At 37.9% G+C, this 15,087-nt stretch carries 14 protein-coding genes; 11 read left to right on the forward strand and 3 right to left on the reverse strand.

Going from position 1 to position 15,087, the window contains the following annotated elements; translation table 11 throughout:
- Nucleotides 1-14: 14 nt before the first annotated feature.
- On the reverse strand, nt 15-293 hold the full coding sequence (locus A9996_RS03985) for a cupin domain-containing protein (RefSeq protein ID WP_248912315.1): 279 nt from the start codon (nt 291-293) through the stop codon (nt 15-17).
- A gap of 559 nt (nt 294-852) precedes the next feature.
- Between A9996_RS03985 and A9996_RS03990 the strand changes: the two genes are divergently transcribed.
- The 8 genes from A9996_RS03990 (at nt 853) to A9996_RS04030 (ending at nt 11,278) form a co-directional block, all read left to right on the forward strand.
- Nucleotides 853-2,361: a sodium/pantothenate symporter gene (locus A9996_RS03990; RefSeq protein ID WP_066431184.1), complete on the forward strand. Its 1,509-nt coding sequence runs from the start codon at nt 853-855 to the stop codon at nt 2,359-2,361.
- Nucleotides 2,336-3,841 carry a class I adenylate-forming enzyme family protein gene (locus A9996_RS03995; RefSeq protein ID WP_083993835.1) on the forward strand — a complete coding sequence of 502 codons (1,506 nt, stop codon included), beginning with the start codon at nt 2,336-2,338 and terminating at the stop codon, nt 3,839-3,841. Before A9996_RS03990 ends, A9996_RS03995 begins: the two co-directional genes overlap by 26 nt.
- Nucleotides 3,838-4,782, forward strand: coding sequence for an alpha/beta fold hydrolase (locus tag A9996_RS04000; protein ID WP_083993836.1), 945 nt, complete (start codon nt 3,838-3,840; stop codon nt 4,780-4,782). Before A9996_RS03995 ends, A9996_RS04000 begins: the two co-directional genes overlap by 4 nt.
- Nucleotides 4,779-6,194, forward strand: coding sequence for a hypothetical protein (locus tag A9996_RS04005; protein WP_066431187.1), 1,416 nt, complete (start codon nt 4,779-4,781; stop codon nt 6,192-6,194). The genes A9996_RS04000 and A9996_RS04005 overlap by 4 nt, the downstream gene beginning before the upstream one ends.
- Before the next feature lie 158 nt (nt 6,195-6,352).
- The gene (locus tag A9996_RS04010) at nt 6,353-8,842 is read left to right on the forward strand and encodes a TonB-dependent receptor (RefSeq protein ID WP_066431190.1); all 2,490 of its coding nucleotides are present in this window, start codon (nt 6,353-6,355) and stop codon (nt 8,840-8,842) included.
- 11 nt (nt 8,843-8,853) lie between these two features.
- Complete coding sequence (locus tag A9996_RS04015; protein ID WP_066431192.1) at nt 8,854-9,636, forward strand: alpha/beta fold hydrolase; 783 nt, start codon at nt 8,854-8,856, stop codon at nt 9,634-9,636.
- Complete coding sequence (locus tag A9996_RS04020) at nt 9,629-10,399, forward strand: 3-hydroxybutyrate dehydrogenase (RefSeq protein WP_066431195.1); 771 nt, start codon at nt 9,629-9,631, stop codon at nt 10,397-10,399. Before A9996_RS04015 ends, A9996_RS04020 begins: the two co-directional genes overlap by 8 nt.
- A gap of 501 nt (nt 10,400-10,900) precedes the next feature.
- Nucleotides 10,901-11,278 carry a DoxX family protein gene (locus tag A9996_RS04030; protein ID WP_066431200.1) on the forward strand — a complete coding sequence of 126 codons (378 nt, stop codon included), beginning with the start codon at nt 10,901-10,903 and terminating at the stop codon, nt 11,276-11,278.
- Here the strand turns inward: A9996_RS04030 and A9996_RS04035 are convergent.
- Complete coding sequence (locus A9996_RS04035) at nt 11,275-11,625, reverse strand: DoxX family protein (RefSeq protein ID WP_066431203.1); 351 nt, start codon at nt 11,623-11,625, stop codon at nt 11,275-11,277. The genes A9996_RS04030 and A9996_RS04035 overlap by 4 nt on opposite strands.
- Nucleotides 11,626-11,878: 253 nt before the next feature.
- Here A9996_RS04035 and A9996_RS04040 point away from each other — a divergent pair, with 253 nt between their 5' ends.
- Nucleotides 11,879-12,247, forward strand: coding sequence for a DUF4242 domain-containing protein (locus tag A9996_RS04040; RefSeq protein ID WP_245905261.1), 369 nt, complete (start codon nt 11,879-11,881; stop codon nt 12,245-12,247).
- An 89-nt stretch (nt 12,248-12,336) separates the two neighbouring features.
- Nucleotides 12,337-13,434, forward strand: coding sequence for a nickel-binding protein (locus tag A9996_RS04045; RefSeq protein WP_066431208.1), 1,098 nt, complete (start codon nt 12,337-12,339; stop codon nt 13,432-13,434).
- Nucleotides 13,435-13,590: 156 nt separating this feature from the next.
- On the opposite strand, the gene A9996_RS04050 is transcribed toward A9996_RS04045, so the two are convergent.
- Nucleotides 13,591-14,337 carry an arylesterase gene (locus A9996_RS04050; protein WP_066431209.1) on the reverse strand — a complete coding sequence of 249 codons (747 nt, stop codon included), beginning with the start codon at nt 14,335-14,337 and terminating at the stop codon, nt 13,591-13,593.
- A 26-nt stretch (nt 14,338-14,363) separates the two neighbouring features.
- Between A9996_RS04050 and A9996_RS04055 the strand changes: the two genes are divergently transcribed.
- Nucleotides 14,364-15,053 carry an ABC transporter ATP-binding protein gene (locus A9996_RS04055; protein ID WP_066431214.1) on the forward strand — a complete coding sequence of 230 codons (690 nt, stop codon included), beginning with the start codon at nt 14,364-14,366 and terminating at the stop codon, nt 15,051-15,053.
- Nucleotides 15,054-15,087: the final 34 nt, after the last annotated feature.

Genomic DNA, 15,087 nt, shown 5'->3' on the forward strand with positions numbered 1-15,087 from the left:
TCTTGTAGGTTTAGTTAGTTTACAACACTGTTAACGCGGTCAATACTGTCATTTTTAGATAGTGACAACCGTATAATACAGTCTTTAGTGCAATAGAGATCGTGGGGAACATTAGCCTCTAAGGAAATGAGGTCTCCTTTTTTGAGTTCAAGTTTTTTTCCGTTGACGCCAAATTCTATTTCGCCATCAAAAAGCTCAATGACAATAGGAGATGGGGCTTTATGCTCTTTCATTTTTTGCCCTTTTCGCATGGCGATTCTCACTTCCTTAGAGTGGTCAGTTTCTAGAAGCACACTAATGGCAGGTTTATCCGTTTGGAAGACCAACTGGTCTGTAATCGATTGTTTTTTTCAATAAAATTTTGGGATTGAATTGTTAATTACTATAAAAAGGCCTTTTTATCCTTTATTGATATAAATGTTTATTTTTTGGAGAATCGACCACTTGAAAAACAGTGGCGAAATCCGCTTTGGTTTTCAAAATATAATGGGTGTGCTATAAAAACGGCTGGTCTTAAACTGTGGTTAAAAAACTTTAAAAACATGTGTATAGTTTAGACTACAAAAGTAAGTCAAAATTTAATAAAGGACAATTTTATCCTATTTAAAATTGAATAAAAAACACTAGTGTTTCTAGTACACTGAGGGTTAAGATTTTAAATTTAGTGAAGCTCGAAATGGCCATCCAAATAAATTCACGTATATAAAAAGTCATAGTTACTATTTATTGAGCTATGTTTACGATCATAAGTCAAATTCTTATTTTTAATCAAAAGTCACACCTATAGAACTTCAAAATGGCAGAACTATCATCGCATAAAGTTTGTTATTTGTTTTTAAACACCTATAATCAATGATTGCATCAGAAGCCTTAGTGACCTACATGTGGATTTTATTGGCCGTTTATGCTGCCGTCATCTTGTTTTTTGTCATCCGTGGCGCAAGGAAAAATAAAGATATTCAGGATTATGCCGTTGGTAATATTGGTTTTCCTTCTTGGGTGGTAGGTTTGTCTTTGGCGGCTTCCATGACCAGTGCGGCAACGTTTATCATAAATCCGGGATTTATTGCACTTTACGGGATCTCCGGAGTTATTTCTTTCGCTTTGGTATTGCCAATAGCAGCATTTATTTCGTTGATTGTTTTTACCAAAGGTTTTGCCAAACAAGGGAAAGCCGTGAAAGCAACCACTATGGCGCAATGGATTGGCAAGCGTTATCAAAGTAAAAACTACGCCATTTTCTTTGCTTTTGTTGCACTGTTGCTCATCACTTTTATTGTATTGATCAATGTGGGGCTCACGCAGGTCATCTCCAAATCGCTTAATGCTGAACCGTTTTATGTGCTGATGGGCATAACTGCATTTGTGTTTGGCTATATGATGTTTGGTGGTGCAAATTCTATGGTGTATACCAATACCATTCAAGCTATCATTATGTGTATTGTGGCCATTATTTTAATTGGCTCTGGCGCTGAATACTTTACAGATGGTGTTGATGGTTTTCTTGCAAAACTCAACGCAATCGACCCTAACTTAACAAAGCCCACCAATCCGTCAAGTTTCCTGTTTCGTGATTATTTTGAAATTATTGTTACGCAAATCGTTATTGGTGTTGCTATTGTTTGTCAACCGCACATTATTACCAAATCGTTGTTGTTAAAAGATTCAAGTAAAGTCAATACGTATTTGTTCAGTGGTATTTCTTTTATGGTCATTTTCTTTTTGGTGGTCATTGTTGGGTTATATGCGCGTATCAGTTTTCCTGATTTTACGGTGAATGGAGAAACCTTAAAAATGGATGAAATCATACCAACTTACGTGGTTATGAAATTCTCAGTAGGTGTTGGATTGGTAATTGTTGTCGGATTGATTTCTGCGGGCTTATCCACTTTGGAAAGTCTCATCCAATCCTTATCCATTACCATCACTTCAGATATCATCAATCCGCTATTTAAGGATAAATTTACCGAGAAAACAATTTCCATAAATAAAGTGGTGATTGTCGTGCTAGGAATTGTGAGCTTTTTGCTGAGCTGGAACCAGATTAAAAACCCAGATATCAGCGTTGCCATTTTTGCGCAAAACGGGGTTTATGCTTATTTTGCCGCCGCTTTTGTGCCTGTGCTTTTCGGAACATTTTTAAAGAATGTTTCCACAAGATCAGTGTTTATAGCAAGCATCACTGCCATTGTCGTGCATTTTGGTATATATTACGGACGGCTTACACCTTATATGCAGGAGCCTGTCAATAATCCGGGGGTTTCTGCAGCAATAGGAATTGTTACATCGCTTATAGTTGGCTATATATTTTATAAATTAGACGAAAAGAAACAACGTGGACTCACTAGATTGGACAGCTAAATGGGCTGATTATACGCCTGAAAAAATTGCGATGACTTCGTATGACACCAATAAAAGTTATACGTACAGCGATTTACATACCTATGCCAATCAATTAACGCACAAGTTTCTGGAACTTCATCTTGAAGAAGGCGATAGAATTGCCGTTTTAGCTGAACATAGTTTGGAATATATCGTTCTGTTTGTGGCGTGCCAACGGATGGGAATTATTATTGTCCCTTTGAACTATCGACTGTCACTAAAGGAAATCTCGAGACTGATCTCAGACTGTACGCCAAGTTTACTGATTTATAATCAAAACCATCAGGATAAAGTTGGGCAGCTATTACCTCAAAACCTAAAATCGGTCTCTTTTGATACACTGAGAACATATTATCAAAAAGTAGATGGAGTAGTGGCCAAATCCTTTCAAATGAAAGCCGACAACCCCTTATTCATATTTTATACCTCAGGAACCACTGGGGCACCAAAAGGCGTTATTTACACCAACAAGATGTTGTTTTGGAACAGCCTTAATACCTCCATGCAACTGGGGATTACGTTTAGGGATTCTACCATCAATATCCTGCCACCATACCATACGTCTGGTTGGCATATTTTTGTTACCCCATTATTGCACAAAGGCGCACACATAGGGATGTTAGAGAAATTTGATGCTGAAAAAACCTTGTGTTTATTGGAACTCAATAAAACGACCTTGTTTATGGCACTGCCCACCATGTTGATGATGATGCAGAAATCGGCAGTATTTAAAAAGGTAAACCTTAAAAAACTACGCTATATCATTTCTGGCGGAGAAAAAGTACCCTCAGAGCTTGTGAGCTATTGGAAACAAGAAAAAAATATTTACATCAGGCCGGGTTATGGCTTAACTGAAGCAGGACCGAGCATCACCTCGTTGCATCACAAAATGGCGCAACTGAAGCCCAATTCAATCGGGAAACCCAATTTTTATTTAGAGGTGAAAATCGTCGATAAAAAAGGCGCTAAGGTAAAACCAAATGAAGTAGGCGAGTTGTGCATTAAAGGCGATATTGTGACGCCTGGGTATTGGAACAATTCGGTTAAAACAAGTAATAAAATAAAGAAAGGCTGGCTCTTTACTGGGGATTTTGCCTATTGCGATGCCGAAGGTTTCTTGTATATGAAAGGCCGTAAAAACGACATGTACATCTCTGGAGGTGAAAATATTTATCCGCAAGAAGTGGAGGCGCAACTTGAAGAATTCATAGACATTAGCAAAGCCGTGGTATTAAGTGTAAAAGATGATAAATGGGGCCAATGCGGCATCGCTTTTGTTACCACGACCAATAAAATTCTTTCGGTCACACACATTCGAGAATTTTTAAAAACAAATCTTGTGGCATTTAAACATCCGAAATATATCTTTATTTTAGATGAAATCCCACTGACAAGCTTAGGGAAAGTATCCAGAAAACAACTCTATTCCCATTTTAACACCATCAAATCAGAACAATGAAACACTTTAACGTCTTACTTATTTTTATTTTGATCAATGCCTCTGCTTTTTCACAAAACTCCCAAAAGCCTATGAAAGAACTACTTTCAGACTATGATTTTAAAACGCATTCGATCACTTTGAACGATTTGGAAATCAGTTATATCAAAGAAGGCACTGGAAAAAAAACATTGCTTTTTGTACATGGGTTGAGCAGCAATGCTGATGCGTGGTCCAAAAATATCGCGGTTCTAAAAAAAGACTACACCTGCGTCGCTTTGGATTTACCTGGGTATGGAAAATCGTCTAAACCTGAAGCAGCCTACACAGCTTCCTATTTTGTAGACGTTGTGCACCAATTCATCGAAAAGTTGGAGTTGAAAAACATCGTATTGATCGGGCATTCCATGGGCGGACAAGCAAGTATTAAGTTGGCAACACTGCATCCTGAGGGCATTGAAAAACTCATTCTTGTGGCACCGGCAGGTTTGGAGCAATTTTCTGAAGCGAGTTCCAACGTAATGAAATCCTTTTTTACCACAGCATCCGTTAAAAACACTACAGATGCACAGATTGAAAAAAATTACGCGCTCAATTTTTATGTGCAGCCGGAAGATGTTTCCAAAATGATTGCTGACAGAAAAAAAATTAAGGAAGCGTCAAATTTTGATGCCTATTGCGAAGCTATTGTCAAGAGTGTTTCAGGGATGTTAAATGATCCTATTTATAATGATTTGGAGAACATCTCGCAACATACGTTAGTCATTTTTGGAGATCAGGACATGCTTATCCCAAACCGCTATTTCAATCCGACGTTGACCACAGAAGCTGTGGGGAACATCGCTTTGGAAAAAATTGAACATGCGCGTTTGGAGTTTATAAAAGATGCTGGCCATTTTGTACAGTTTGAAAAACCCAAGGAAGTCAACGCACTCATCCAGCAATTTGTAGATGGGAAATGAAAACGAAGCTCAAAAAATTTACAGAATTCAGTAAAAGTATACTACCTAATGAAGCCAAATATCTTGAGACCCAGTATCAGTTTGTAGATCAAGAAAAGCTTCAAATTATCCAGATGGTCATTGCCAATGCTTTGTCTCAAAGCACACGTAATGATTTTGATGACACTATAGACAAGCGTAAATATTCTTATATCAAAGATTGGATTGAAAAGAAACTGCTAAGTATTGATGTAGATGCGACCATTGGTTGGATCATGACTTTAAACCAAAAAATCCTTACAGATGCTATTGCTTCCAATGAAGAAAAAGAGTTTCTGAACTATATTTCTTCGTACAAAAATATCGATTTTACGTTTCAAAATTTATATGAACTTGCCAAGGAGTATAAATCCTATCTTTTGGTAAGAATGCGCTATAAGGACCATCAAATAGTGTCTGACTTTATTAAAACATATACCACACATGCTTCAAAGGCCAAGGAAATTAAGGAAAAACTCTATACAGCCACTACAGAAATTACCAACCAATACACCTTAAACAATAACGAAACCAAACATTTGGAAGAGTGGTTGCTGCAGGTTTTTAAAGACGATGGCATTAATGGTAAAAATAGGTATCAGGCGTTTGTATTGTTGGCTTTTATGTACACCAATTACAGCGAAAATGACAAGTTAAAAGTACTGTTTGACCAAATTGACATCTACTTCAGTCAAGGCATGATGTACTCCAGACGTTTGTTGTCTAACTATTATGCCAGTCGGGTGTTGTTGCATTCCAAACAGGATGAATTTAAGGAAGCAGAGTTTTATGGCTATCTTTCCATCCGCCAAAACAACAGCGATACCTTGATGTATCTGAATAACTTGGTCGCCATCTTATTGCGAAACAACAAACCTGAAAAGGCATTTTCCCTATTGGAAAAACATAAAGACCTGTATAAAGAAACGCATAATTACCATCAAAAAATTGGTTATTGTTCCTATCAAATTCGCGTATTATCTGAACTTCAAAAAAACAGTCTTGCAGAAGCCACAGCCAAAACCTTTTTAAGGAAACACAAAAACGAAGTCCTAAAACACCGTTGGCATCATTTTTTTACGTCGTATATCAGCACTTTGATCGCACAGGAAAAATATGAAGAGGTACTCAAACTCGCTACCAAGTTCGACTTGATTGAAAAAGAAGTAGAACGTCAGAAACAAAACAACTATGTCCCCAATATTTCTTGGAGTATTTCATTATCCAGATACATGGAGGGCAAGATCAATTCCGTGCGTTTATTGGAAGAAATCAAGGCGCCATTATTAGATATCCAGCCTACCAAAAATCAGAAGCAATTGATGATTAAAGTGATTGATCGTCTATCAAAAAACTTACCTGAAGCATTTTTAAAACTAAAGTCGCACATCTGATTTTAAGAGCCATGTCATTGGTATAAAGTAAGATAGTAGTCAATAAATCTCAAGATAATCCTTATAGTCACACCAAAAAGCTTTTGTTTTTGCTGAGCATTGTTCTCTAATTCCTAATAGATTGCCATCTAAACGAACTCAATCAATATGTCTTCATTATGAAAAAACTACTCTTATTACTAACCCTCATTGGTTCTTTTGTGGTCAACGCACAAGAAATGGGAACCGTTAGTGGATTAATTACTGACGCTGACGGTATGCCATTGTCTGGAGCAACGGTGTCTATTAAAATTTTGGACAAAGGCGCCATGACCGATTTTGATGGACGCTATACCATCGAAAATGTACAAGTAGGCTCTTACAATGTAGCTGTGTCTTACATTGGCTACGAGACAACCACCAAAAGTATTTTGGTCGTTTCCGGGCAAACAACCCAAGTGGATGCTTCACTAAAAGGTTCTGATACCGTTTTGGATGAAGTGATCCTGACAGCAAACAAACAACCCCAAAAAATTACGGATGTTCCTGCTACTGTTAACGTGATCCGTGCAGTAGATATTCAGGAGTTTCCAAGTTTTAATATTGGAGAATTGGCAGCACGACAAAAAGGTGTTGACTTTGTAAGAAGTGGGGTATTGGGCACTGGTATTAATATCAGAGGTTTTAACTCGGCCTTCAATTCAAAAAATCTTCAGGTTACTGATGACCGCTTGTCTACTTTAATTGCCACTGGATTGCCACTAGGCTCTTTTTCTACCATAACTAAGGATGATATTGAACGTGTTGAAATCCTTCTTGGTCCTAATGGAACGCTCTACGGGCCTAATGCACACAACGGATTGGTAAGTACCATCACCAAAGACCCGAGAAAATCTGAAGGAACAACCTTCGCTATTGGTGCAGGAAATCAAAACGTGCTTACCGCAAGATTGAGACATGCCCAAATAATTGATGATAAATTTGCCTATAAATTCCATTTTGAAAGATCTCAAGGTACAGAGTTCGATTATGTAGACAGTGTTTATGTTGGAACAACAGCCTATAAAGAACTCGATTTAGATCGTGATTTTGATTCGCAAAAATATGGTGCGTCCTTATTCTACAAGCCAACCAAAGGATCTGAGTTGATTGGATATTATGGACATAGCAATAGTAATAATATTGGTGTTACCAGTGCTGGTCGTAACCAAATTAAAGATTGGAGCATTGATGTTGCACAGGTTAAATTTGTGTCTAAAAACTTTTTTGCTAACACGTATTATACTTGGAGTAATACAGAAGATACCTATGCCATTAACCAACGTACCCAGAATTACGTCTCGTTTATTAACAATGGGTTCTCTGAGCAAGAAGCTCGCGAACGTTCGTTTTCAGAACAATGGTTTCCTACAGGCCCAGGCACAGGCATTGTATTGCAACGGGGCGCGCTATTTAAAGATGACTCAAGACGTTTCAATGCTGAAGGACAGTACAATAACAATTGGGATGCGTTCTTTTTAACCTTAGGTGCACAATACCAAAGGGATATGGCAGACTCCAAAGGCACGTATCTTTTAGATGAAGGCGGGATAGATTTGGACCAAACCGGTGTTTACGCCCAAATGGAATACAAACTGGAAGAAACAGGTTGGGGATTCTTGGCAGGTGGACGCTTGGATAATCATGATTTATACGGTTCCAACTTCATACCAAAATTAGCAATTACCAAAAAAGTAAATAATGGCACTTTCAGAATCACTTATGGTAAAGGCATTGCCGTGCCATCGATTTTGAATCTTAAAGGAAAATTATTTGGCGGATTGGTATTAGGAAACGGCGAAGGATTTACATTGACGGATGGTACAAAAATCCCAAAATTGGATGTAGAAACCATCAACTCTTATGAGATTGGGTACAAGGGCAAATTATCAGACAAGTTATTTATTGATACCAATGCCTATTATAACCGATCTGATAATTTTATCAGTCCACTGGTCAACGTTGCAGATGCTGCCAATGGCAATAATGTGACCTTCGTTGGCGACAAACCAATTGGGGAGGTCGTTGAAGGTTCTAATGGCGCTTTTGTATTGACATACCTAAACTTTGGTAATGTAGATACGTACGGAGTAGATGTTGGCTTAAACTATTATTTTGATGATAGTTTCAGAGCGGTGTTCAACTATTCATACTTTGGTCGTAATCTTGATAAAGAAGACCTTGCCAACGACGGAAATTTAGATGGCAAAGTGTTGGAAAGTGAGTTGCCAATCAATACCCCAAACAACAAGTTCAGTTTAGGATTCCACTACAATAAAGGCAACTTTTATGGCGCCATTTATGGACGTTATGTGCAGAAGTATGATTTCTTTTCAGGAATCAATATCGCTGCTGAAACACAGGATTTAGATGGCGATGGTGTTAATGAAATTGTTGAAAATGCACGTAACGGTAGAACATGGAACTATGGCCAATTAGGAGGTTTCACAGTAGATGCCAATGCAGGTTACAATTTTTCAGACAGCCTATCTTTAGGGGTGAGTATCACCAACTTATTTAATGCAGAAGTGAGAGAGTTTGTAGCTTCGCCAGTAATCTCAACATTGATTTCTTTCGAGTTAAAATACAATATCAACTTCTTTAAAAACAAGTCAGTAGCAACCAATTAAGTTTCTTGACCATGTCCAAAATACAAGTGAATACTATAGAGCTTGATTATGAAGATTATGGAAAAGGAAACGTACTGCTCCTGCTTCATGGTTTAGGATCATCAAAAAAAGATTGGGACTCACAAGTCCCTTTCTTTTCTAAAACACACCGCGTTATTACTTTAGACTTAAGAGGTCATGGCGCTTCAACAAAGCCTACAGATGCTTATGGCGTTGGGTTGATGACTGAAGATGTCAAGGCATTCTTAGACCAGTTACACATCAAAAAGGCGACGTTTGTAGGGTTTTCAATGGGTGGTGCTGTGGCATTTCAAATGGCGGCCAGCTATCCAGAATATGTAGAAAATTTGGTCATTGTCAATAGTGGCCCCGATTTTAATGATATGGGCAGCATCGGTGAAGACCTCTTAAATAGCAGGACCCACTTTTTGGAGACGAAGGGATTGACATTATTGGCAAAGGAGATTTCTTTTAATATGTTTCCTGAAGATCATCAAGTCGATTTGAGAAATGCTTTTGAAACACGCTGCAAAAACAATGATTACAATGCCTATTACCAATCTTTTGTGACCTTGATGGATTGGGGTTTGGGCAATCAATTGGAACACATTAAAGCAAGAACGCTAGTGGTCGCTTCAGATATGGATTACACACCCATTGCGTTCAAGGAAGCCTATGTTGAAAGAATGCAAAACGCCAGATTGACTCTTATAGAAAACTCCAGACATGGCGTGGTGATCGATCAACCAGATGCTTTTAACACCGCACTCGAAAAATTTTTAAAAGATGAATAAAATCGTTCTTATTACAGGAAGTACCAGCGGTATTGGTCTGGCGATAGCTACTCAATTTGCGAAGGAAGGTTACAACATTATGTTTCATGGTTTAGAATCTAATGGCGATGACATTGCAAAAGAGATAGGAGAGAAGTATCAGGTGAAAGTGGCATTTTCCAAAGCCAATTTGCTTCAGTCAGAAGCTGTGGAAGGCTTGATTGCAGAAACCATAAGCACTTTCGGGCACTTGCACGTGTTAGTCAATAATGCAGGGATCCAATTTGTGTCGCCCATAGAAGATTTTCCAAATGCTAAGTATGAAACTATCATCGCCATCAATATGAATGCGGTTTTTTATGCCTCGAAAGCGGCCTGGAACCAGATGAAAACACAACAATTTGGTAGGATTATCAATATTTCCTCCGTCCACGGATTGAGAGCTTCAGAGTTCAAATCAGCTTATGTGGCCGCAAAACACGGTGTGATCGGGATGACCAAAGTATTAGCGCTAGAAGGTGCACCATTTAATATTACTTGCAATGCCATCTGTCCGGGCTATGTCAAAACGCCATTGGTTGAAGGTCAGATAAAAGACCAAGCCAAAGCCCATCATATGACAGCAGATGAGGTAGTGCAAAAGGTCATGCTTAAAAAGCAGGCCGTCAAACAATTTATACCTGTTGAAGCCATTGCTGACATGGCGCTATTGCTGGCTAAAGAGTCGTCGACAACCATCACAGGAACGTCGTTTGCTTTAGATGGGGGTTGGAGTGCGCAATAAATAAAACCCAATAATAAGGTTAAAGAATTCATATTTGAATTAGTTGATAGAAACTCCTCGATGGTTATGCTTCGGGGTTTCTTGTTTTTTTACCCTGCCGTCTTTAAACTCTTTCCGGAGCTTAATCCAGCTCCTTTTGAAGGAGGAGTGGCTTCTGCTTCCACAGAGAAGCATAAGCCAGCTGGTTTTAAAATGTCGTATGGATTATTAAACTTCTTAGTCTCTAAGTTTCGTGAAGGACTTGGTTCTTGAAAATGCCCCCTGACCTATCCGTAGCTTTTCGAAGCAGTCACATAAACCTCCTGACTCCATACTTCGGGCTTCAAGCTTCTAGCTTTTTCTATAACTTTCAATAAAATTCACCAAACTGATTTCCAATAGGTTGCCAATCCTTTCAGTATTTATATTTTATAAAAAAATAATAAGCAACTCTAATTAAAATTTTACTATGGATTATTTTTTATAAATTCGTTATAATTGAACTCAACTAAACTACCCACAATGGAAATCACTGACTATATCCTTATTATATTAAAACTAATAGTAGGAATAAGTATTTTAAACGTCTGGTTGGTACAGCCTAACAAGGCCACAAAATGGAGGGGAGGCAATGCCAAAACAATTGTTGAAGAATTTGAGGTGTATGGGCTTTCTAAAACATTTTGTTACGTTATAGGTTTTTTGAAGGTAAGTTTATCTTTGCTATTGCTGGCATCCATTTGGTTTGAGAGTTTGACAGGGTATGCCAGTTCAGGTTTGGCTCTTTTATTATTAGGCTCAATTATTATGCATATTAAGATCAAAGACCCGATGTACAAATCGGTTCCAGCCACTTTATTTCTTCTGATGAATATTGCCATTGCGCTTTTAGCAGCTTAAAAGTATTTTGAAATTGTTTTAATAGCAATCAGCAGGTTGATCGCCGCAAAAGTAAACGCTGGTGACGATTTGATGAAATTATCTTTAATTTTAAGTCGCACAATAAATCCGGCAAGCATCAACATACTCAATCCTATGGAAGCCACGAGCAATATGATTGGGCTAACATAGAGACCTACCAGCAAGCCGATGGCTCCCAAAAGTTGTAAATATCCCGTTAAACGTCTATACTGTGGTAAGCTATAGCGCATAAACTCTGATTTGATAAATTCTGAATAAAAGCAATTGATTCCGAAGTAGACGAATGCCAAGCTAGAAAACCAGGTTAGTGCGGTGAGTAAATCCAAAAGTTTTAATCAAAGATACAAAATTGTACAAGGAAATGTCATGAAAGTGGCTATTCCATTGTAATTCGAGTTCCTCTTTTTTAAGCCCTTTCGTTGGTGTTCTTATGGAAGTGCAGGAGGGAAGCATAATGGAATGAAATGGAATAAAAGTTATAAAGCATTGAACCAAAATTGTAGTTTTTTGGACTAAAAGCACAATCATTTAATTTTAAGTTGTTTTAGTTTTGAAGTATGAACATTTAAAACATAGATCATGAAAACAATCAAATTAGTTTTAATCCTTCTTGTATTTACTCTAAATTATGCACAAGCACAAAATCAAACAACCTCTGAAAACAATAGCCTTATGAAAACTTATGTGATCGAACGTATTATTCCAGGAGCAGGAGACTTAACGGTAGAACAACTAAAAGGAATCTCTCAAACGTCCTGTTCTGTACTGGAAGAAATGGGACCAAAAATTGAATGGCAACAAAGTTATGTTACAGGAGATAAAGTGTACTGTGTTTACAAAGCAGAAAATATCACATTAATTGAGGAGCATGCTAAAAAAGGAGGATTTCCTGCAAATTCGATAAGTGAAGTTAAAACTATAATTAGTCCTGCAACGGCTAAACTATAGTTTTAAATTTGCAATCATCAAGAAGCTATCTGTCTCACAGGTAGCTTCTTATATTCTAAAAATGATTATCTTTCCTAAAAGATAATCAAATGCCAATATATATGGATTTTCATGATTTGCCTGATGGTGTTACGGCGGCACATATTGCAGAAATGCATCAAGCAGATTTAAAAATTGAACATAAATATAAGTGTCGTGGATTAACCTATTGGTGTGATGAAAGACGCCAAACCGCTTTTTGCTTAATAGAGGCTCCCAATGAACAAGCCATTAAAGAACTCCATGAAAAATCTCACGGAGCTGTACCACAACGCATTATTGAAGTTAATGACATACTCGTTGAATCGTTTTTAGGTCGAATTCAAGATCCTGAAAACCCGCAAAACACAAAACTTAATATTATAAACGATTCCGCATTTAGGATTTTAATGGTTGTAAATATCAAAAAGCAGGAATTAAGAACTGAAAATATAGACATATTGCAAGCCGCTCTTAGAGGTTATAATAAATCAATACTTAACATTGCCATCAACCATAAAGGACGTGTTGTTAAACAAGTAGCAAATTCATTTCTAATATCATTTACAAGTGTTGCAAATGCCGTGGAAAGTGCTATTAAAATTCAAGAATTGTATAATTGTGTCATTACCCCAGATGTCGAATTTAAGATTGGAATAAGTGCCGGAATTCCTGTAACAGCTAAAGAAAGCATTTTTGAAACATCTATACAAGAAGCCAACTATCTGTCTTATGTTACTAACGGAAAAATAATAGTATCACCAGAAGTTGAAGATTTATATGAGCATGAAACTCAAAGCAATCCAATTAAGATAAGGGGCGTCATTGCATTAAATACTACAGACATGGAGTTCTTAATTCGCCTATTTGAATATACCGAGAAGGTATGGACAAATTCAAATATAACCGTTGTTGATTATTATAAGAATTTAGGTTATAGTAAATCAAAATTGTATCGCACCATGATGTCTATAATGGGTCAGTCTCCTAACTACTTTTTAAGAGATTACAGACTGAATAAAGCGCTTGAATTATTAGACAGACACCTCTCAAATATTTCTGAAATTGCTGATCAAACAGGATTTAGTAGCCCATCGTATTTTTCAAAATGTTTTCAGGATACTTATGGGATATTACCATCTACTTATGTTAAGCAACTAGCTTATTAGACTTTATTTCAAAATGCCAATCCGCATCTGAGATGATAGCTACCTGCTCTAAATAGGTTTTTATTTTTTTAAGGTCTGTCAATTCATGGCAACTGAACGCCGTTAAAATTCAATAGAAATCCCATGTAGGTGGGAAGCGTCATGCATGACTGCCTTTTAACGCATCACCAAAGGCCCCAAAGTCTCCCAAACCGTATCCGCCAATATCTTATGGCCTTCCACATTAGGATGGATTCCATCACTTTGATTGAGGGACGCAATGCCGCCCACATCTTTCAAAATAAAAGGAATAAATTCCACATTATTTTTTTCGGCCAAGTCTGCATAAAGTTCTCTGAATTCAGTGGTGTAATCCTGACCCATATTTGGAGGTAATTCCATCCCTGCAAGAATGATGGTGGTCTCGGGACTTTTTTCTTTCACCACATCAATAATCGCCTGCAAATTAGAACGCGTTTCAGATAGCGCTACGCCACGCAAGCCATCATTGGCGCCAAGTTCCAATAAAAACAAATCCACATTCTGTTTGATGACCCAATCAATCCGGCTTTTTCCACCAGCAGTCGTTTCACCACTAACGCCCGAATTGATCACCGTATAATTTAAATCCAACGAATCGATCTTTTGCTGCAATAGCGCTGGAAAGGCATCGGCACTATCATCAAGTCCATAGCCCGCAGTAATACTATCCCCAAAACATAATATGGTTTTCGAACTTGTTTGTGTTGCCGCAGGAGCTTCAGTTTGTTCTACAGCCTGCTGGTCTTCCGTTGTTTTTTCAGATTTAGAATCGTCACAGGAGAACATAAATAGTGGGATCATAAAATAACAAAACTTTAAGAGTTTATGCCTAAACGACGTTGGTAGATATGAATGCAATTGTTTATTTTGAGCGTTGAACATAAGTCGCTATTTAAAATTAAAATTAGATGTCAAAGATATTAAAGATTACCGGGTTGGAAAAGACATATCCCAGTGGTAACAAACAATTAACGGTATTGCACGATATCTCCTTTGAGGTGGAACGCGGACAAACCTTTTCCATCGTAGGTCCTTCGGGAAGTGGGAAGACGACATTGCTTGGCCTTTGTGCTGGCTTGGATTCCCCAAATGCAGGCAGTGTGGAATTATGCGGACAGGATTTAAATAACTTAAATGAAGACGAACGCGCCCAATTACGAAACAAGGAAGTGGGCTTCATCTTCCAGAATTTTCAATTGTTGCCAACATTGACCGCGCTTGAAAATGTAAGTGTGCCTTTGGAATTACAAGGCAATAAAGACGCCACAAAGAAGAGTAAGATTTTACTGGAAAAAGTAGGCTTGGGCGTCCGCATCCATCATTATCCGTCACAACTTTCTGGTGGTGAACAGCAACGGGTGGCATTGGCAAGAGCCTTCGCGAATGCACCGTCCATCTTATTTGCTGATGAACCTACCGGCAATTTAGATGCCGAAACCGGTGAGAAAGTGATTCAGTTATTGCTCGACCTCAATAAAGAAAATGGCACCACCTTGGTGATCATAACGCACGATTTGGAATTAGCCAATCGCACCCAACAAATCTTGAAACTTAAGGGAGGAAAAATAGTAACCAACCAACCAACGACTGTCCTGTGAGCAACTCCAATTATAACCAAAACCTACAAACACC

Source organism: Gelidibacter algens (assembly GCF_001678675.1).
GTDB classification, from domain to species: Bacteria; Bacteroidota; Bacteroidia; order Flavobacteriales; family Flavobacteriaceae; genus Gelidibacter; species Gelidibacter algens.

Excerpts from the sequence above, each read along its gene's own strand:
- A9996_RS03990 (WP_066431184.1), top strand. The coding sequence starts at position 853 with ATGATTGCATCAGAAGCCTTAGTGACCTACATGTGGATTTTATTGGCC.
- A9996_RS04000 (WP_083993836.1), top strand. The coding sequence starts at position 3,838 with ATGAAACACTTTAACGTCTTACTTATTTTTATTTTGATCAATGCCTCT.
- A9996_RS04005 (WP_066431187.1), top strand. The coding sequence starts at position 4,779 with ATGAAAACGAAGCTCAAAAAATTTACAGAATTCAGTAAAAGTATACTA.
- A9996_RS04010 (WP_066431190.1), top strand. The coding sequence starts at position 6,353 with ATGAAAAAACTACTCTTATTACTAACCCTCATTGGTTCTTTTGTGGTC.
- A9996_RS04015 (WP_066431192.1), top strand. The coding sequence starts at position 8,854 with ATGTCCAAAATACAAGTGAATACTATAGAGCTTGATTATGAAGATTAT.
- A9996_RS04020 (WP_066431195.1), top strand. The coding sequence starts at position 9,629 with ATGAATAAAATCGTTCTTATTACAGGAAGTACCAGCGGTATTGGTCTG.
- A9996_RS04030 (WP_066431200.1), top strand. The coding sequence starts at position 10,901 with ATGGAAATCACTGACTATATCCTTATTATATTAAAACTAATAGTAGGA.
- A9996_RS04040 (WP_245905261.1), top strand. The coding sequence starts at position 11,879 with ATGAAAACAATCAAATTAGTTTTAATCCTTCTTGTATTTACTCTAAAT.
- A9996_RS04045 (WP_066431208.1), top strand. The coding sequence starts at position 12,337 with ATGCCAATATATATGGATTTTCATGATTTGCCTGATGGTGTTACGGCG.
- A9996_RS04050 (WP_066431209.1), bottom strand. The coding sequence starts at position 14,337 with ATGTTCAACGCTCAAAATAAACAATTGCATTCATATCTACCAACGTCG.
- A9996_RS04055 (WP_066431214.1), top strand. The coding sequence starts at position 14,364 with ATGTCAAAGATATTAAAGATTACCGGGTTGGAAAAGACATATCCCAGT.